19 protein-coding genes and 1 tRNA gene are annotated in these 19,687 nt (G+C 34.2%); 1 reads left to right on the top strand and 19 read right to left on the bottom strand.

What is annotated here, in order from left to right; genetic code table 11:
- Nucleotides 1-358 precede the first annotated feature (358 nt).
- The 19 genes from RB618_RS18730 to RB618_RS18640 all read right to left on the bottom strand — a co-directional run bounded on the left by RB618_RS18730 (nt 359) and on the right by RB618_RS18640 (nt 19,072).
- A complete protein-coding gene (locus RB618_RS18730; RefSeq protein ID WP_308070153.1) occupies nt 359-1,366 on the bottom strand; it encodes a PDDEXK nuclease domain-containing protein in 1,008 nt (335 codons plus the stop codon).
- A gap of 82 nt (nt 1,367-1,448) precedes the next feature.
- Nucleotides 1,449-2,672 carry a site-specific integrase gene (locus RB618_RS18725; protein ID WP_308070152.1) on the bottom strand — a complete coding sequence of 408 codons (1,224 nt, stop codon included), beginning with the start codon at nt 2,670-2,672 and terminating at the stop codon, nt 1,449-1,451.
- A 261-nt stretch (nt 2,673-2,933) separates the two neighbouring features.
- Nucleotides 2,934-3,021, bottom strand: a tRNA-Ser gene (locus RB618_RS18720).
- A gap of 150 nt (nt 3,022-3,171) precedes the next feature.
- On the bottom strand, nt 3,172-3,570 hold the full coding sequence (locus tag RB618_RS18715; protein ID WP_095931760.1) for an acyl-CoA thioesterase: 399 nt from the start codon (nt 3,568-3,570) through the stop codon (nt 3,172-3,174).
- A 1-nt stretch (nt 3,571) separates the two neighbouring features.
- Nucleotides 3,572-4,705: a 3,4-dihydroxy-2-butanone-4-phosphate synthase gene (gene ribB, locus RB618_RS18710; RefSeq protein WP_160783599.1), complete on the bottom strand. Its 1,134-nt coding sequence runs from the start codon at nt 4,703-4,705 to the stop codon at nt 3,572-3,574.
- 2 nt (nt 4,706-4,707) lie between these two features.
- On the bottom strand, nt 4,708-6,162 hold the full coding sequence (locus RB618_RS18705; RefSeq protein ID WP_308070151.1) for an LptF/LptG family permease: 1,455 nt from the start codon (nt 6,160-6,162) through the stop codon (nt 4,708-4,710).
- 8 nt (nt 6,163-6,170) lie between these two features.
- Nucleotides 6,171-6,863 (bottom strand): outer membrane lipoprotein carrier protein LolA, encoded by a 693-nt coding sequence (locus tag RB618_RS18700; protein ID WP_111377989.1) that lies wholly within the window; start codon nt 6,861-6,863, stop codon nt 6,171-6,173.
- Nucleotides 6,864-6,870: 7 nt separating this feature from the next.
- Nucleotides 6,871-9,330 carry a DNA translocase FtsK gene (locus RB618_RS18695; RefSeq protein ID WP_308070150.1) on the bottom strand — a complete coding sequence of 820 codons (2,460 nt, stop codon included), beginning with the start codon at nt 9,328-9,330 and terminating at the stop codon, nt 6,871-6,873.
- An 18-nt stretch (nt 9,331-9,348) separates the two neighbouring features.
- A complete protein-coding gene (locus tag RB618_RS18690; protein ID WP_308070149.1) occupies nt 9,349-9,723 on the bottom strand; it encodes a diacylglycerol kinase family protein in 375 nt (124 codons plus the stop codon).
- Between the two features lie 13 nt (nt 9,724-9,736).
- Entirely contained in the window at nt 9,737-10,234 is a 498-nt protein-coding gene (gene tpx, locus RB618_RS18685) for a thiol peroxidase (RefSeq protein WP_308070148.1), read from the bottom strand.
- A 396-nt stretch (nt 10,235-10,630) separates the two neighbouring features.
- Complete coding sequence (locus RB618_RS18680; protein ID WP_008462029.1) at nt 10,631-10,888, bottom strand: hypothetical protein; 258 nt, start codon at nt 10,886-10,888, stop codon at nt 10,631-10,633.
- A gap of 66 nt (nt 10,889-10,954) precedes the next feature.
- A complete protein-coding gene (locus RB618_RS18675) occupies nt 10,955-11,263 on the bottom strand; it encodes a co-chaperone YbbN (RefSeq protein ID WP_008462030.1) in 309 nt (102 codons plus the stop codon).
- A 223-nt stretch (nt 11,264-11,486) separates the two neighbouring features.
- On the bottom strand, nt 11,487-12,125 hold the full coding sequence (locus RB618_RS18670) for a peroxiredoxin (RefSeq protein WP_012024184.1): 639 nt from the start codon (nt 12,123-12,125) through the stop codon (nt 11,487-11,489).
- A 123-nt stretch (nt 12,126-12,248) separates the two neighbouring features.
- On the bottom strand, nt 12,249-13,862 hold the full coding sequence (locus RB618_RS18665; protein WP_308070147.1) for a glycoside hydrolase family 3 N-terminal domain-containing protein: 1,614 nt from the start codon (nt 13,860-13,862) through the stop codon (nt 12,249-12,251).
- A 2-nt stretch (nt 13,863-13,864) separates the two neighbouring features.
- Nucleotides 13,865-14,311, bottom strand: a complete 447-nt coding sequence (locus RB618_RS18660) for a GNAT family N-acetyltransferase (protein ID WP_308070146.1) — start codon at nt 14,309-14,311, stop codon at nt 13,865-13,867.
- 182 nt (nt 14,312-14,493) lie between these two features.
- A complete protein-coding gene (locus RB618_RS18655; protein ID WP_308070145.1) occupies nt 14,494-14,835 on the bottom strand; it encodes a hypothetical protein in 342 nt (113 codons plus the stop codon).
- Nucleotides 14,836-14,856: 21 nt separating this feature from the next.
- Nucleotides 14,857-16,128, bottom strand: coding sequence for an MFS transporter (locus tag RB618_RS18650; RefSeq protein WP_111377773.1), 1,272 nt, complete (start codon nt 16,126-16,128; stop codon nt 14,857-14,859).
- Entirely contained in the window at nt 16,115-17,686 is a 1,572-nt protein-coding gene (locus RB618_RS18645) for a family 10 glycosylhydrolase (protein ID WP_308070144.1), read from the bottom strand. The genes RB618_RS18650 and RB618_RS18645 overlap by 14 nt, the downstream gene beginning before the upstream one ends.
- A 177-nt stretch (nt 17,687-17,863) precedes the next feature.
- Nucleotides 17,864-19,072 (bottom strand): anhydro-N-acetylmuramic acid kinase, encoded by a 1,209-nt coding sequence (locus tag RB618_RS18640; RefSeq protein WP_308070143.1) that lies wholly within the window; start codon nt 19,070-19,072, stop codon nt 17,864-17,866.
- Between the two features lie 257 nt (nt 19,073-19,329).
- Between RB618_RS18640 and RB618_RS18635 the strand changes: the two genes are divergently transcribed.
- Nucleotides 19,330-19,584, top strand: a complete 255-nt coding sequence (locus RB618_RS18635) for a hypothetical protein (protein ID WP_308070142.1) — start codon at nt 19,330-19,332, stop codon at nt 19,582-19,584.
- Nucleotides 19,585-19,687: the final 103 nt, after the last annotated feature.

Genomic DNA, 19,687 nt, shown 5'->3' with positions numbered 1-19,687 from the left:
TGTGGCAACTACAAACTATTTATGTTCTTTCTGAATTTGTCATAATTTACGTGCAAGAAATGACTTTTTTATGTTTTTTCTTCCAAAAAATGTGTGCCTTATTTGTACCTGCGTGTTGTTTAACCCTTATAAAATAAGGAAAGTTAATTTCTGCATCGGCAATTTCGAGATAAGCATGAGGCAGGTTTACTAAGTATGATTTTGAAACGTTCAGAATCAAAATAGTGTTCTGCTTGAAACCTGAATTTTTTTACATAATTCTTTTTATTAGATTTTCATTCTAGGCTAACATTCTAAACACTGAGGTGAGAAATAGTCCAAAAGAAATAAATCGATTTCTTTTAGACTATTTTTAAAATCATTTTTTATCTTCTTCGAAATTTGCCAATTCTTTCTTGACTTCCTCAAGTAGTTGCTCTTCAGTCGGAAGGTATAAATGATACTGGCTTGCAATTATGCTTTTGTTGCTTTCGGGTAATGTGAATTTAACTACTCCGTCATTCTTATCAGCACACAGCAATATTCCTATAGTAGGGTTTTCGTTGTCGTTTTTTTCAATTCGGTCATAATAGTTAACATACATCTGTAACTGTCCTATGTCTTGATGGGTAAGTTTTTGTGTTTTGATTTCTATTAATACGAAACATTGAAGTAATCGATTATACAAGACCATGTCTATAAAAAACTCATCTCCGTCGATATGTATTCTTTTTTGTCTGGAAACAAATGAAAATCCATTTCCAATTTCTAATAAGAACTCCTGAAGATGAGTGATAATTGCCTTTTCCAGATCTTTTTCATAGTATGAAGCTTCACGTTTTAAACCTAAGAACTCCAAATACATCGGATCCTTTATGATTTCTCGAGCATCTGAAGGCTGTTTTTCATTTTGTGCAACTGCCAGTACACTTTCTTGATCACTGCTTATTAGGAGTCGTTCAAATAAACTGCTGTTTATCTGGCGCTCCAGTTGGCGAACTGTCCAATTATTTTTTACTGTTTCTGCAATGTAAAATTCTCTTTTGTTTTGATTATCAATTGCTAATAGTAGTTTGTATTGGCTCCAACTCAATTGTGTCCACAGTGTAGACACAATTGGAAAAGTCCTGTAAAACTGTCGGTACCAATTTAACTGTCGGTATGAAAACCCGCTCCCATATTCAGGTTGCAACTGTTTTGCAAGATATTTGATTAAGTAGGTTCCGTAATCAGCTCTTTCTTTCCCCTGTTGTTCTTCCTCAAAAATGCGTTTTCCGATGGACCAGTACATAGTAGTTCTTTCATTATCGACGGCTCTAATTGCACGTTCTTTTGAAGTCTCAATTATTGCTTTTATATCAGGGATTAAGGATTGGTTTTGAAGCATTTTTTTTAAATTTAATAGTTAGGTGTAGTTGAGTAAAGTTTTAAAAGTAGGTTTCACATCAAGAAACTTTTTTTTAAGCATTTTACCTAAATTTAGATTTCAGTTTTTCCATATCTTCCATTATATTCACATCCAAAACCTTTGCATAATGCTGGGTTTGTTTAGTATTGGTATGCCCCATCATTGCAGAAACATTTTCGAGTCTTACTCCGTTTCCTAAAGTTACAGTGGTGGCAAATGTGTGCCTGGCAACATACCATGTAAGATGTTTGTCTATGCTGCAGGCATCAGCTATTTCCTTAAGATAGGCATTCATTTTCTGATTCGATATTTTCGGGATAAGACCTTTCTGCTGATTTTTATATTTAGAAATAATTTTGTCAATTGTAGGCAGTACTGGGACATTGGCCCTAATGGCCGTTTTGGCTCTGCTGGTCATAATCCATAAGTTTCCATTTGAATCTTCAGATAAGTTTCTTTCGAACAGATCCATTGCATCGACGGGCGCATATCCTGTATAGCAGCTGAAAAGAAATATATCCTTGACTTTTTCAAGGCGGGGCGTTGAAAATATTTTATTCTCGATTGTGTTGAGTTCCTGCTGGGTTAGGAAAACGGCATCTTTAACACTTAGTCTGCCGTCATACACGTTGAATGGGTTTTTTATAATCAAATCCATTTTAATGGCGTAATTGCAGGCAGTTTTATACATTTTCATATACTTTACCACCGAATTGTTTTTGATGCCTTTCTGGTCTTTAAAACTACTCTCGTATTTAAGGAACTGTTCCAGTTTAAACACAAACGAGCTTGATATTTCAGATGCGGGCAGATCTTCCTTTTTGTAGGTGCTGGTAATGAAATCCAAAAGTAAATTCTTTGCTCTTTTGTATTTCTGTAGTGAAGCAGCTGCGCGTTCTCCAGTATTTACTCTTTTGGTGAAGAATATATTGTATGTTTCCATAATTTCAATTATGGTTGGGCCTTCAGGCTGGTCGACTTTGACTTTTCCTGTGAGTTCAGCTTTTAATAATTGAAGGTTAACCTCAGGATCAATTCTGAAGAGTTCAGTAAATTTTTTGGCTGCATTAAGTTGAAATAGATCAAGAAGATTTTTGATTACTATTTCCTTTTCAATTTTAAGCTGGTTTCTAAGGTTATTAGTGCTGGCCCATTTTTCTTTTGAAATGGCTTGTCCGGTTGACATTGAAATTTGTTTGCCATTGTAGCTCAAACGTGCATAGATTGGAGATTCGCCGTTCTTGTTTACTCTGTCGGATTTCTGGTAAAAAATTACTTTTAACATGTTATCTAGTTTTAAAATTAATAATCAAATTGAATTAAAAATTTTAAGAGAGCCCATTGGTAGCAGGGAATTCCCGGGGAATTCTTTCTTTTTAGTTACCCATTTTTGAGAAAAATTACCTCAAAAAAAGCTGGGTAACTAATAGGGTAACCATTCTTTGATAAAACATGTGCTTTTTGAAAAGTGTGCAAAAACGAAAAAGCCTTTAAACACTAGTGTTTAAAGGCTTTTGACTTTTAAAGTTTCTTCTGAAACTTCTACTGGCGGAGAAAGAGGGATTCGAACCCCCGGACCTGTTACAGTCAACAGTTTTCAAGACTGCCGCATTCGACCGCTCTGCCATTTCTCCAATATGTCGCTATCATTGCTGATTGCGGGTGCAAATATAAGACGGTTTTTCGGTTATAAAAACTTTTTTCAGACTTTTTTTTGAAGTTTTTCGAGATAATTTTCAAGTGTCTAATTATCAGTATTCCCGAAAGTGATGTTTTTTGAAAAATTAATCTAAATCGTCTAAAATTGGCGTTGGTTTCTTGTGTTCGTCGACAGCAACAAACGAAAAAGTTCCTGAAACTACCGTTTCGCGAAGCTCAGAATACATTTGTTCCATAAAAATGTCTACGTGAATTTTACAGCTTGTTCTTCCTACGCTATCTACTTTTGCTACTAATTCAATTAATGTACCTGCTGGAATTGCTTTTTTAAAGTCAATTTGCCCTGTCGAAATCGTCACAACTTTTTTACGGCTGAAACGCGTCGCACAGATAAAAGCAACTTCATCCATAAGATGCAGAGCTGTTCCTCCAAATAAAGTGTCGTAGTGATTTGTTGTGCTAGGGAAAACCGCTTTAAAAATTCGAGTTTCTGATTTTTGAATTCTTTCTTCTACTGTTCCCATATTAATAATTAACGTATTCTGTAATTTCAAGTCCGTATCCAATCATACCCACTCGTTTTGTTTGCTCTGTATTCGAAACCAATCTGATTTTAGAAATATCTATATCATGAAGAATTTGAGCTCCGATTCCGTAATCTTTACTGTCAATAATAACTTTTGGAGCTTTTAAAGTTCCGTTAGCTTGTAATGATTTTAGTTCAGAAATTCGGTTTAAAAGGTTAACTGCAGTCATATCTTGATTGATAAAGATAACAGCACCTTTTCCGTTCTCGTTAATCACTTTAAACATATCGTCTAATTGCTGTTCTGCATTATTAGTCAATGTGCCTAATAAATCGTTGTTTACCTGAGAAGAGTGAATTCTGGTCAAAATAGGTTCGCCAAGATTCCAAGTTCCTTTAGTTAAAGCAATATGAATTTGTTTATTTGTAGTTTGTTCGTAAGCTCTTAAACGGAAAGTTCCGAAACGAGTCTCAATATCAAAATCTTCTTTTTTAACGATTAAGCTATCGTGTTGCATTCGGTAAGCAACCAAATCTTCAATAGAAACTAATTTTAAGTCAAATTTCTTAGCCACTTTAATTAATTCTGGCAAACGAGACATGGTTCCATCTTCGTTTAAGATTTCGCAGATTACACCAGCGGGTTTAAATCCTGCCAAACGTGCAAAATCAATTGCGGCTTCAGTATGTCCAGTTCTTCTCAAAACGCCGCCTTGTTTGGCAATTAATGGGAAAATATGACCTGGGCGAGCCAAATCGTGAGGTTTTGTATTTGGATCAACTAACGACTGAACTGTTTTTGATCTATCGGCTGCAGAAATTCCAGTTGTAACTCCTTGACCTTTTAAATCAACAGAAACAGTAAAAGCAGTTTCCATGTGATCAGTATTGTTTGTCACCATGGCACGAAGATCCAACTCCTTGCATCGGCTTTCTGTAAGCGGCGTACAGATTAATCCACGTCCGTGAGTTGCCATAAAGTTGATCATTTCTGGTGTTACTTTTTCGGCAGCAGCCAAAAAATCACCTTCATTTTCGCGATCTTCATCATCGACTACAATGATTACTTTACCTTGACGAATATCTTCTATAGCTTCTTCAATGGTATTCAATTGTATTTTTGTTGTTGACATAGTTATTTTTGCTTTTGAGCAGGTAAAAACCGCTCAGAGATTTTCTGAAATAGTTGTGAAATTGGAGTTGTAATCGCATCAAAATTAATTAATCCATTATCGTTTGTGGCGCGATAAGTCAATAAAACTGCAAGAGGCGATAGGATAAAAGACGACATCCATGAACCCATAAACGGGGTCATACCGCCTTCTTGAGATAGCCTTTTTCCGAATGTATTGATGAAATGGAAAGTAATGAAAATTAAAACGGCAAATACAATAGGAAGTCCAAGTCCTCCTTTTCTAATAATAGCCCCAAGTGGAGCTCCAATAAAGAACATTAAGAAACAAGCAAATGCAATAACAAATTTCTCGTACAATGCAGTCAGGTGTTTGTTGATGTCTCGTTGTTTATCTTTTAAGTCTTTCTGGGTGGTCTCGATCGAGTAAATGTTACTGGTAATATTGCTGCCAGCCATTTTTAAAATATCTACTTTATCTTTGTTAGAATAGATAGATAAAAGATCATTTGGAAGCGGTTTCTTCTTGATGTCTTTTTTTGAATCAGAAAAGAACTTTTTAAATCCAACGCGCTGATTGATATTTTCAGAGAAAGAAACAATTTCGTTATCTAGATTTTTGCTCAAAGAATCTAATGTATAGCGCAATTCGTTAACATTTAGCATGGCATTTGTTCCAGCAATGCTTTCTTTACTGTCGTCAACTTTGTTTAGTTCAGATAAATCGATGTTGATAATCTGCGTTTTAAATTTTCCTTTTATAAAAGGCATTTTCGCACGATCTTCATATTTTTTAGGAGTAACGTCTTGATAGTAATAACCATCATTCAAAACTAGCTTTAAAATGCTAGATTTTTCGTTACTAACTAGTTCACCAGTTTTAGCTTTAATTACGGTTTTATTTTCACCCATATTATTCGCTTTCTCGTGAATTGTTACGCCAGTCAGGTGATTGCCGTTTTCGCCCGTTTTCTTGTTTACTTTAATGTTGTATGTGCCAACATCGTTAAACTGACCTTCAGCAATAGCCATCGCTGGTTTGGCTTGAGCAATGTTTTTTCTAAAGTTGACAAACTTATATTCGGCATACGGAATAACGTTGTTTGCAAACCAAAAGGCAACAATACTCAAAACGAAAATAAAAATAATCAGTACTCTCATTGCTCTTTGCAGTGAGATTCCAGACGATTTCATGGCGGCGAACTCGTAATTTTCTGCTAGATTTCCGAAAGTCATAATAGATGCTAGTAAAACCGAAAGCGGTAAAACCAGCGGAATAATTCGGGGCATAGAAAAAAGCAGGAATTTCACGACCAATATTAAGTCGAGATCTTTACCTGCTAGTTCTGAAATAAATAGCCATACTGTTTGCAGTATGAATATGAAAAATAAGATTACAAATACCGTGGTAAATGTAAGTAAGAATGTTTTTAATAAGTATTTGTCTAGAATTTTCAACCTTCTGATTAATCTAATTTATTGATGTAGTATTTCGGGTATTTACTCGCTACAAAGGTAAATTGATTTTTTGATAATGGCTGATTGGTTTTAAAAGAATTAACGGTTAAAGTTGTTTTTGTTCCGTTTTTTCCAGTTTCAATCAAATTGTAGATGTGTTTTGTCTGAACGTCAACCCCTAACAAAATTTCTTTTCTTTGGTCTTTTCCGCTAGTTGGAACTAATTTGATGTATTGAATTTTTCTTCCCTTTACATTCTGAACAATGTCCATGTTGTATTTATAGCCAGAATTGAAGAAAGTAAGCATTTTCGAAGGAGTGATTGCGTTATCATCTTTCTCATTTACTTTAGAAATAGTAACTTCTTCGTCTTCAGGAACGATAGTGTAAGTTTTCTGACCGTCAAAGATTTTGGTAACGCCCATGAAATTCAAAACATATTGATTTCCTTTCATTGTTACGTTTCCTTTACTGTCTTGATTGATGTTTTCTTTGGCATTATTCAAAGAATATTTAAAATCGATAACAATATTGTCGTAGCTTTTAATTTTAGAAGTTACTTCGTTCAATAAATCTTTCGCTTTTTTATCTTGAGCTTGAATAGAAGTGAAGCTCAAAAGCAAAATAATTGCCATTTGGAAACACTTTTTAGTCATGTTTGTGATAGAATTGTTGTTGATTTCTTGAATTTTTGCTTTCATGATTGGATTAATTTTGTTCATTATTAAAAAATTGATCAAGAGCATTTAAATCTAAGATGTTTACACTGCGTGCTTTACTGCCTTCAAACGGACCAACAATACCTGCTGCCTCAAGTTGATCGATCAAACGACCCGCTCTGTTGTATCCTAATTTTAATTTTCGTTGCAATAAAGAAGCAGAACCCTGCTGTGCGTTGACAATTATCTCTGCCGCTTCTCTAAATAAAGTATCTCTTTCGGAAATATCTATATCAAGATTAATGCCACTTTCTTCTCCAACAAACTCTGGAAGTAAATAAGCTGTAGCGTATGCTTTTTGTCCGCCGATAAAATCTGTAATTTTTTCAACCTCTGGAGTGTCAATAAAAGCACACTGTACACGAATTACGTCGTTTCCGTTGGTGTACAATAAATCCCCGCGTCCAATAAGCTGATCGGCTCCTTGTGTGTCCAAAATAGTTCTAGAGTCAATTTTAGAAGTTACTCTAAATGCAATTCTAGCAGGGAAATTGGCTTTGATTAAACCTGTAATAACGTTTACAGAAGGTCTTTGCGTTGCAATAATTAAGTGAATACCAATAGCACGGGCTAATTGAGCCAAACGCGCAATAGGAACTTCGACTTCTTTTCCTGCAGTCATAATCAAATCGGCAAACTCATCGACAACCAAAACAATGTAGGGTAAGAATCGGTGGCCAGCTTCTGGATTTAATTTTCTAGACTTGAATTTGTCGTTGTATTCTTTAATATTACGAACCATCGCATCTTTTAGTAAAGAATAACGATTGTCCATTTCGGTACAAAGTGAGTTTAATGTATTGACAACTTTTGCATTATCGGTAATAATAGCATCTTCTGTATCAGGAAGTTTGGCTAAGTAATGTCTTTCAATTTTATTGAAAAGTGTAAGCTCTACTTTTTTCGGATCGACCAAAACAAATTTTACTTCTGCTGGATGTTTTTTGTATAACAATGAAGTTAAAACCGCATTTAATCCAACCGATTTTCCTTGTCCAGTTGCTCCAGCCATCAATAAGTGAGGCATTTTGGCAAGGTCGACAACAAAAGTTTCGTTTGAGATGGTTTTTCCTAATGCAATAGGCAATTCCATTTCTGCTTCTTGGAACTTTGCAGCTCCGATAACGCTCTTCATGGAAACCATAGTTGGGTTTTTGTTCGGAACCTCAATACCGATAGTACCTTTTCCTGGAATTGGCGCAATAATACGAATTCCTAGTGCTGATAATGATAAAGCGATGTCATCTTCTAAACTCTTAATTTTAGAAATTCTGATTCCTGCTTCAGGCACAATTTCATATAAAGTAACCGATGGTCCAACGGTTGCTTTAATTTGTGCAATTTCAATTTTGTAGTTACGAAGTGTATCTACAATCCTGTTTTTATTTTCTTCTAATTCTTCCTGATTGATTGTAATTCCTCCAGTCGAATATTCTTTTAATAAATCGATGGTTGGGAATTTGTAATTGGATAAATCCAAAGTTGGATCAAATAATCCGAAATCGGCAACTAAGCGGGAAGCTAAGTTTTCTTCAATAATATCTTCCTCTTCCGCTTTTTCTATTACGAAAGCTTCATCGGGAGAAACTAATGGCAATTCTTGTTTTGGTGTAATTGGCTTTAGAACTGGATTTAATTCAATTTCAGATGAATGAGATATAGTTGGTTTTAAAGCTTCTTTGTTAAGTTCAAACTGAGTATCAACAGTCTTGATATGGATATTGTCCAATTCAGGATCATCTTCTTCCTGTTTTTCTTCTACAATAGCAAATTCTTCTAAATTATAAGCGCTTTCAGGCTGATTTACAGCTGGTTTTAAAGTGTCTAATTCTGATTTGAATTCTTTTTTAGTAGAATCAAAATACGATTGGATTTTTTCTGGAGATAATTTGATTTTGAAAATCAGATAGACAATCAAACCGAAAAGCAGTGTAAGCAACGTACCTGTTTTTCCGATATAATCTTGAAGGAATAAATTTAATTCGTAACCGATCGTTCCTCCTAATTCTGGGGCAGAAGTAGCAAAGAAACCAAATAATACAGAAACGATAATAATGGCAAAAATATCCCAGAACCAAGTGTTTTTTAGTTTTTGAGTTGAAAGCTCTAATGCTAAAAACATTCCGGTAAGGAAAAATAAACGCACGAAAATGAAAGAAGCAAGTCCGAAGCCTCTGTAAATAATTAAATCGGCAAGAAAAGCTCCGAATTTACCGAGCCAGTTCTCAGCAACTTCAGTGCGATCTCCAAGTTGGTTTACAACACTTTGGTCGTTTTGCCATTGTCCATTAACATAAAAAGAAATAAATGCGACTAATAGGGCAATAGAAAAAAGAACCAAAAGACATCCTAGAACAAATTTTTGCTGTTTGGATATCTTAAATGATCTTTTATTCCCTTCTTGTTTGTCGTTTTTTTTATCTACAGTTTCTTTTTTATTTTTTGCCATTCTTGCGTTTTCCTTTGCCTAAATAAATTTTGGAATATAAATAATCAAGCCTATTGCTATTGCAGTCATTGCAGCAAAAAATACTGCCCCTGCAGCAATATCTTTAATAAATCCGATTCGCTTGCTGTAATCAGGATGGATAAAATCGGCAATTTTTTCAACTGCTGTATTTAACCCCTCGATTGCTAAAACCAAACCGATTGCCAGAGTTTGACAAAGCCATTCAGTTTGCGTAATATGAAAATAAAAACCTAAAATAGTCATTACGATTCCCAATGAAAATTGGACCATAATGCTGTGTTCTGTTTTAATTAATTTTACAGCGCCGTTAAAAGCATAAGTCATGCTTTTTAAACGGCCTGTAACAAATGTATTATCTTTTTGAAACTCCATTTATTGGAAAATATTATAGTGCTGCTAAAGCTGCTTCGTAATTTGGTTCGTTTGCAATTTCTGCAACTTGTTCTGTGTGAACGATTTTTCCGCTGGCATCAACAACAATGATTGCTCTTGAGTGTAAACCTGCTAATGGCCCGTCAACAATTTCTAAACCGTTTGCTTTACCAAAAGCACCAGTTTGAAAATCTGATAAGTTTACCACATTTTCTAAACCTTCAGCACCGCAGAAACGTTTTTGAGCAAAAGGTAAATCTCTAGAAATACATAAAACAGTAGTGTTTTCCAATCCGCTTGCACTTGCATTGAAAGTTCTAACAGATGTTGCGCAAGTTCCCGTATCAACACTTGGGAAGATATTTAAAACTAATTTTTTACCAGCGAAAGTGCTTAGTGAAGCAACAGATAAATCGTTTTGTACTAATTTAAAGTCAGCTAATTGCGATCCAACTGCTGGTAATTCGCCTGATGTATGAACTGGATTTCCTCCTAATGTGATAGATGCCATGATTTTTGTTTAAAATTAATGAGGCTCAAAAGTAAGGATTAATATTTTAATCTAAAAGTATTTGTTAAGGGTTTAAGGAGAGATTAAGGATCGTTTTTGGATAGCCACGAATTCACGAATTTATCTAAATAATTTTAGATTTTAGATGGTAAATTTTGGATTTATTGTGTATGTCAGGCTGAGCGGAGTCGAAGCCCACGCATAGCAAATCATCAAAGATTATCAATATAAAATGGGAAGCTACTCATGTGGGCTTCGACTCCGCTCAGCCTGACAAAGATTTCGTAAAACTGTGACTGAATACTGCAGCTGAACACTGTAAACTAAAAAAAGCGTCTCCAATTAGAAACGCTTTCTCAGCTTTGTTTTTTTATTTATTCTTGGGAGGGGATCGATTTACTTATCGATTGAGCCTAACACACGTTTCATGAACGTATTTAGAGCTTCTTTTTTATCAGTTCCTTGAGCAACTAATTTCTGAACTTCAAGGGCACCATACATATTGGAAATCAATTCACCGATTACGTCCAATTCTTCATCTTTAAGAGAAGGAATTTCGGTCATCGCTTCTAGAACTTCGATTGTTTCAATGATATAATCCTGATCGTTTTCTTCGATGAATTGCGTTAAATGCTTTATTACTGGTAATTTCATAATTTTTTGTTTAAGCGTTAAATCGTTTTTTTGTTTAATCGATTAAACGAATAAACAAATAACCAATTAAACAATAGCGTTTACTAAGTCAATTAATACTTCTTGTTTGTTAGTTTGCGTTTCACCAACTAATTGTCCGTTTACGAAAGTTGCAAATGTTGGCAAGTTGCTCACATTAGCTAATTTTCTTGATTCAGGAGAGTTTTCTGCATCAACCAAAACAAAAGTGATAGCTTCATTTTCTGTTGCTAATTTTTTGAATTTTGGTTTCATAATACGGCAATTTCCACACCATGAAGCTGAATATTGTACTACTACTTTTTCGTTTTTAGCAACTAAATCTGCTAACGTATCTTCGTTTAAGTCGATTAACATAATTTTATTTTTTAGACACTAAGTTGCTAAGGTTCTAAGATGCTAAGTCTGCTCTCGAACCGAATAACTTTGTGTGGATTTATTTGATTTTTTTTAAGTCGTTGAGATTCTAAGATCTAAGTTTAATCTTAGAATCTCTTGACTTCTTATTGTAGAATTGTATGTAAGATTCAAAAGTTATGCTAAAAAACTTAGCAACCTAGAACCTTAGTATCTTAGCAGCTTAGTTAGCGCTTAAGTATTCAGCAGTACTGATTCTGTCAGCAGACATAGCTTCTTTACCAGCTTCCCAGTTTGCAGGACAAACTTCACCTTTAGTTTGGATGTGAGTGTAAGCGTCAACCATTCTTAAGTATTCGTTTACGTTACGTCCTAATGGCATATCGTTTACGCTTTCGTGGAAGATTTTTCCAGTTTCGTCAATTAGGTAAGTAGCTCTGTAAGTTACGTTAGAACCTTCGATGATAACTGAGTCAGTATCTTCGCTGTAGCTTGTAGATTCGATATCAAGAATACCTAGAATGTTAGCTAAGTTACGGTTTGTATCTGCTAAGATTGGGTAAGTAACACCTTCGATTCCACCATTGTTTTTTGGAGTATTTAACCAAGCAAAGTGAACTTCGTTTGTATCACAAGAAGCACCAATTACGATAGTATTTCTTTTTTCAAATTCTGGTAATGCAGCTTGAAAGGCGTGTAATTCAGTTGGGCAAACAAAAGTGAAATCTTTTGGGTACCAAAACAATAATACTTTTTTGTTGTTGTTTACTGCTTCTTCAAAAATGTTGATTTTTAAATTGTCACCCATTTCTGAGATAGCATCTACTGCAATACTTGGGAATTTTTTTCCTACTAAAGACATAATTTTCGTTTTACGTTTAATATTTATTTGCTGCAAAAGTAGGGCATAAGTACAGCTAGTTACAATAAGATGTGATTATAAAAATTTATAAGTTGATAAATTTTGACTATTTGTTATTGTAATTTACTGAATATCAATATTTACTGGCAAAGCGCCATTGAAATTATTTTTTTCTAAAAATTGAACTCCCGCTGTTTTTTGAAATTCTTCAAAATCTTGGTACGCCTGAATTAATCCTGAAGCTTTTTTCAGATTAGGAATTAAAGGCAATGCATACGGATTTCCGAAAACAAAAACAATGCACTTTTTAGTTTGCAATAATTCAGAAAGCAGTTCTAAAACTTCGTTATCAATTTCGAAATTATTTAGTGGTTTTGCTTTCGGAACAAATAATGAAATTATAATCGTTTCAAAATTTTCTAATTCTTTTTGGATTAATGAAATATCCGAAACTTCTAGATTTTCAAAAGCAAACTCTGGCGATGGAAGTTTTGTATTTAAAGTTTCGAAAAATGTATTTTCAGTATTTTTATATAAACTCAATTTGGCAAGTTTATTTTTTTTCTGCGCTTCAAAAGCCAGTTCAGCACTTAAATTATCTACAATTTTAGTAATGGCATTTTGGGCAATTTCTAAATTTATTTTTGATGTTTTTTCGAAATCTAATCCGCCCAAAGCAGAAGTATTTCCAGAAAGGATTCCAGCTTTTTCTTTGGCTTTCATGATTCTATTATAGCTTTCGAGAATACGGTCTGGTGAAGCATTTTTGTAAATCGCTTCAATTCCTTCTGGAACATTTTCCGCGAAACATAAAACATCATTTCCAGCATTAAAAGCTTCCCATTCCAATTGTCCTTTGGTTTCATACAATTTAGAAACGCTGTGCATGTTTAACGCATCAGAAATTACCAAACCATCATAACCTAATTTATCACGCAAAAGATCCTGAATCACAGCTTTTGATAAAGTGGCTGAAGTATCTTTTCCGTCATTTAAACTCGGAACTGCCAAATGTCCAATCATAATCGAATCGACATTGTTTTCAATTCCTTTAATGAACGGATATAATTCGTTTTCTAATAGTTCTTCTAAAGTTTCTTTTAAAACAGGCAATCCTAAATGCGAATCGACATTGGTATTTCCGTGTCCAGGGAAGTGTTTCAAACAGCCTAGAACGCCAACTTCTGACATTCCTTTTAAATATTCAACTGAAAAATCGGCTACTTTTTCTTTGTTTTCACCAAATGAACGATAACCGATAACAGGATTATTTGGATTATTATTAATATCTGCCAAAGGCGATAAATTATACTGAATTCCAGCAGCTTTTAAATCTAAACCAATTTGTTTTCCAGCTTCGTAAACTAAGTTTGCTTTGCTTTCTGGTAAAGCACCAAGCGTAATCGCATACGGATATTGAGGTGTTTTTTCGATACGCATTGCCAATCCCCATTCTGCATCAATGCTAATAAGAAGTGGAGTAGAAGCTGCTTTTTGATAACGAACAATCAAAGCTTTGATTTTTTCATAGCTGTCATCATTGAAAACTACTTTTTTCTTGCTTTCATAATTGGTTGCAGCGCTCGCGCGACTGTGAAAAAAGGTCAGTCCGCCAATATTATGTTCTTTTATAAGGCGTTCAGTTTCTTGAATATTTTCTTCAGTATCGTTGATGAATACTGCTGGAAAGAAAAATTGTCCTATTTTTTGTCGTAATGCTTCGGCTGTGATTTTCATTATTATAAAGTCTTTTTCATGCAAACACTATTATCCATTTTTTCGTAAGGAGGATAATTTGGAATGATGGTATAATTTAATTTTTGATATAAGTTGATGGCTTCGGGCTGATTTTTTCCAGTTTCCAAAATAGTATAAGTATAACCTACTTCTTTTGCCCAGATTTCTAATTCGGCTAAAACTTTTGACGCAATTCCTTTTTTTCTGTGATCTGGATGAACATACATTCGTTTAATTTCTGTTGTTCCAAGTTCTTTTTCGCGAAAAGCGCCACAACCAACAGGAATTCCGTTTTCGTAATAAACAATTGTGTGTTTTATTTTATCGGTTTTATTAAACTGATTATAAAATGCATGATCTTCACCATCTCGAATCGCTAAATCTTGATCTAATAAAGCAGCCAGATTTATAAAATCAATATCGTCTGAATTAGTGCGTTTTATGTTCATGATTTAGAATGCTTAGATTAGTATCGTTTAATTTTCTAACACATAGAAACATAGTATCTAGTTCTTGAAAAAGGCGTTTCACTTTGTTTAAATACACATAGCTATGTGTTGAGAAACTAGTTTCTCTTTTTTATTCTTTTAATAGAAAAAAATCTATGTCTCTAGGTGTTTAAAAGAATATTTTATTTCAACTTTGCTTTCTTTTGTTTCGCCAATTGTTTTTTGGTTTCAAGAGCTTTTTCCAATCGGTTTTTAAAACGGAAAAGTTTTGGCAATCCTTCCAATCGGTCTTCGATTGTGATGATTTCATAAACCACAATTGCTTTTTCTAAAACCCGAATTTCATTTTCGAGGTCATTTTCGTTTTTGTAGATCGTTGCTAATCGATCGTACGGGTGATTTCCTTTAAAGCCTTCTGCAACATTTTCTTCATACAACTCAATCGCTTTGTCAAGATTTCCATTTTTTTCGAAGTCTGATCCTTTCAGATTTCGTTCGTTCTGCAAATTCTCATTGATTTCCATAGGTAAAGTTTGATTTGGGGTTTAAACTTCTTCTGATTTCTTCCCAAAATCTTTTGGGAAAGTTAAAAAACGTGATAAAATAAGACCTGGAATTGTAGCTATTAGAACCCAAATAAAGAAGTTTCCATAGCCTAAATATTGTTGAATGTAGCCACTTAACATTCCTGGCAGCATCATTCCCATTGCCATAAATCCTGTTGCCAATGCATAATGTGCAGTTTTTGATTCTCCTTCGGCAACATGAATTAAATACATCATAAATGCCGTAAAACCAAAACCATAGCCAAATTGTTCTAAAATAACGACGATATAAATGTAATAAATTGAGGTTGGGTGAAAAAATGCTAATAGAATAAAGCCAATAATTGGTAAATGCATGGCTAAAAACATTGGAAACATCCATTTGGTAAGGCCATGTCGTGAAATGGCAATTCCTCCCAGAATTCCTCCTAAAGTTAATGCGGCAACGCCAAATGTTCCGTAAATAATTCCAACGGCTTCGGTGTCTAATCCCATTCCTCCAAGTTCTTTAGAATCTAGTAAAAAAGGACTTAACATTTTTAGCAATTGCGATTCTCCTAATCTGAAAACTAAAACAAAGGCAAGAATTAATCCGATTTGTTTTTTCTTGAAGAAACTGATAAATATCGTTCCAAAGTTTTGATGTGATGTTTCTTTATTGCTCTCTACAACATTGATTTCATTTTTTGGTGTGAAAATGAAATTGTAAGCAGTAATAAACATCATCAATAAACCTACACAAATCATGGTATACGACCAAGCTTTGGTGTTGTCTCCAAATTTATGTTCCAAATATCCGGCAAAAAGTACTACCAAACCGTTTCCTGCAAGCATAGAAAGTCTGTAAAAAGTACTTCTGATACCGATAAAAAAAGATTGTTTGTCTTCTGGTAAAACCAATAAATAAAAGCCATCAGTTGCAATATCATTGGAAGCCGAAGCAAAAGCGGCAACCCAGAAAATGGATAAGGTCATGATGAAAAATCCGTTGAGTGGAATCGTGAAACCAACTAGCAGAAAAGCAATCGAAATGATTAATTGCATTAGCAGAAACCATTTTCTTTTGGTTCCGATCAATTCAATTAGCGGACTCCAAAGCGGTTTAATAACCCACGGCAGATAGAGCAAACTGGTGTAGACACCGATATCTTCGTTAGAAATTCCTAGATTTTTGTACATAATTACCGAAACCGAAATAATTATGGCATACGGTAATCCTGAAGCGAAGTTTAGAAGCGGAATCCAAAACCAAGGTTTGTTATCTGTTTTCATTAGGTTGATTTGGTGTATAGTTTTTAAATGGTTTTTTTAAGTCTATAGCAGTTGGTGTGCTTTCGTTAGCATAATAATCAATAAACGTTACAGCGCAGGCTTTGTAAAGATTTAGTTTTCCGGCCGCTATTGCGAAAGTAATTTTTCCGTCAACTTCTTTTACCGTTACTTTTTCGATAATTTTTGTAGCATCATTAATATCGATTTTCGAAATATGTTCGCCTCCATAAACCACCATATAACGAACCTTTGTATTTAGCGGACTTTGGAATGTGAAGTTATATTTTATGCTGTCTTTATTATATTCCAAAACTTTTGGAGTATCGATAATGACGTGTTTTAAATTTGGAACTGCCGCAGGAAGTGCAGGATATTTATATTGGTTTTCTTCTAAATGACGAACTACATCAAAGTTTTTCCCCATAAACCATTTTGAACTGAAATAGGCACTTCCAGAAACATTTTTAAAAGTTCGAAGAAGATCAATCTGATTTGGAATTTCGGTCATATAATTCCAGTTTTTATCACCATCAGCTCTAATTTTGTATGTAGCGTGACCGATATAAATAGCTGTATTATTGGAGTTTTCCGACCACCATTTTACCAATTTAGAATACGAAGCTCTTGTATTGTTCATACTCCAATACAATTGAGGCAGAATATAATCGATCCATTTTTGATCCATCCAAAGCATTGGATCTGCATACAAATCATCGTAATTTGATGTCGATGAAGTTTCAGAACCTCTTGGATCTTGATATTTGTTTCGCCAAACTCCAAACGGACTAATTCCGAATTGTACCCAAGGTTTACTTTCTTTTATTGTGTTTGAAATAGCGTGAACAAAATTGCTCACATTGGCACGGCGCCAATCTGCACGACTTAAACCTGCGCCATATTTTTGATAGGAAGCGTTATCATTAAAGACTTTTCCTGGAACAGCGTAAGGATAAAAATAATCGTCAAAATGAATTGCGTCAACATCATATTTATCAACCACTTCTTTAACGACTTTGGTTAAATGCGCCTGAACTTCTGGAAGCGCAGGATCATAATAGTATTTTCCGCCATATTCGATCATCCATTCCGGATGTTTAAAAAGATCGTGGTTTGGACTTAAAAGATTTTTATTCAAATCGAAAGTAGCACGATATGGATTTAGCCAAGCATGAAATTCAAATCCGCGGTTATGCGCCTGTTCAATCATCCAAGCCAAAGTATCGTAATACGGGTTTGGAGCCAAACCTTCTTTTCCCGTTAAAAATCGTGACCAAGGCGCAAATTCTGAAGGATAAATAGCATCGCCAACGCTTCTAATCTGAACAATTACCGCATTGTAATTCAGTTTTTTGTAAGCTTCTAAAATTTCAAGATAATCAGCTTTTTCTTTTTCTACGTTGTCTGTCGCTTTTTGTGGCCAGTCAATGTTTACGACTGTTGCAATCCAGACACCTCTAAATTCATTTTTAGGATGCAGTATTTTTTCCTGAGAAAAAGAATTCCATCCAAAGAAAAATAAAAATAGGAGAGTGTGTAGTAAGTGCTGATTTTTATGCATTTCAATCTTTTATTAACAAAAACCAAAAATAGTTTCTTTTGCCACGAATTCAATGAATTCTACTAATTTTTTATTTTAAATGTTTTTTTGCCACGAATTTCACAAATTACACTAATTTTTTATTCTTAAAGTATTAAAAAATAATTCGTGAAAATTCGTGTAATTAGTAGCGAACTTTTAATCAGGGAAAGAAATTTTCCCCATTGTTACTGATGGAATTCCTTTTTGTGAACCAAAATTGTAATTTCCGCCTGCAACCGTTTCATTAGCCAAAACGGCAAATAAAACCGCTTCTTTTGCATCGCCTGAAATTCCGAGAATGTCGCTTTTTTCAAATTTACAAGGTAATAATTCCTGTAACCAGCTTACCATTAACGGATTTCGAGCGCCACCTCCAGACATATAAACTGTAAACTCTTCGATTGGCGTTTTAGTATTTTCTACAACAAACAAAACCGCTTCGGCAATTGTTTCTGCGCTCAAACGTGTTAAAGTGGCCAGCAAATCTGGTGCCGAAATGTTCTCTAAATCTAATTTTACCAAAGCCGAATTCACAAAATCATGATTGAATAATTCCTGACCAATTGTTTTTGGGAAGCTTTGTTTAAAGAAAGGATCACTTTTTAATTCGCTTAAAAGCTCTTGATTTACAGTTCCCTTTTTAGCGATTTCGGCGTTTTTGTCGAAACTTTTTTCTGGGAAAAATTGTTTGGTGAAAATATCGATTAAAGTATTTGCAGTTCCCGTATCGGTTACAAAGACTTCCTCGGCATTTTGTGAAGCAGGCAAATAAGTGAAATTGGCGATTCCACCCATGTTGAGCATAATTCGGTTTTCACCTTTTTTGCTGAATAACAAATAATCGCCATAAACTGCCAAAGGCGCACCTTCGCCACCTGCAGCAACGTGTTTTTGTCTGAAATCTGAAAGTGTAATAATTCCTGTTTTTACCGCAATATGATCACCATCGCCAATTTGTAAAGTCGCATTTGGAAATTTTTCCTGCTGATGTAAAAACTTTGGTGCATGCAAAACCGTTTGTCCGTGCGAAGCAATCAGATCGACTTCACTTGCGGGAATATTCCATTTTGAAAGACAATCGTTTATCATTCCTGCGTGTAGGTTTGCAATCCATTCGTTTAATAAAACCAAATGCTGAAAATCTATTGTTTTTTGAGCAAATACTTTTCTGATTTCGGTTTTAATGTCTTCAGAATAAGAAATGGTTTCAAATTCTAGGATTTTCACATTCGTATTTTCGCCAGAACCTGAAACAGCGCATAAAGCAATATCAAGTCCGTCGAGAGAAGTTCCAGACATTAAACCCAATATTTTTCTAGTTTCTTTTTGAGCTATAGTATAGAGTGCGATTATATTTTTATTCATTTAAAATGAGGGTTTATAGTAGTCAGTTTATTGATAATGCTAAAATGGGATTATTTCGGGTATAAATGTAGAAAAAAAAGAAATTTTTGTTTTCAAACTACGGTTTTCCATAAAATAATAAAGTTTATAAAATTAATATTTGTCTTCGGTGTGGAATTGAATACCTAAAAAGTATTTTTATTTAAAATAGAAGAAATTTGAAACTTCAATCGCCAAGATTTTTCACTTGGATTGTTGAAATATTAAAACCAAAAAACATGAATCAAGTACTTTATTTCTTAAGTTATGATCTTATAAAAACTAAGGATTACCAAAAAATTTATGATGAGCTTACTAAGGTTAGAGCTAAAAGAGTTTTAGAATCTGTTTGGTGCTTTAAATATGAAGCTGGTAAATCTGGAGATTTAAGAGATCATTTTATCAAATTTATTGATGGGGATGACAGATTATTGGTAATCCAATCAAATGGTTGGGGGTCATGGAATTTATTATTTAATCCTAATAATCTTTAAAATTAGATTATTAAGCCAAGTATCTACTTGGCTTTTTTGTTGTATATAGTGAAAAAGAATAATGTTAAAAGTGTATCACCGCTAGCGCGAGCGTCCCGCTCGT

Source organism: Flavobacterium sp. LHD-85 (genome assembly GCF_030929595.1).
Classification (GTDB): domain Bacteria; phylum Bacteroidota; class Bacteroidia; order Flavobacteriales; family Flavobacteriaceae; genus Flavobacterium.
This window is presented reverse-complemented; position numbering and strand designations above follow the sequence as displayed.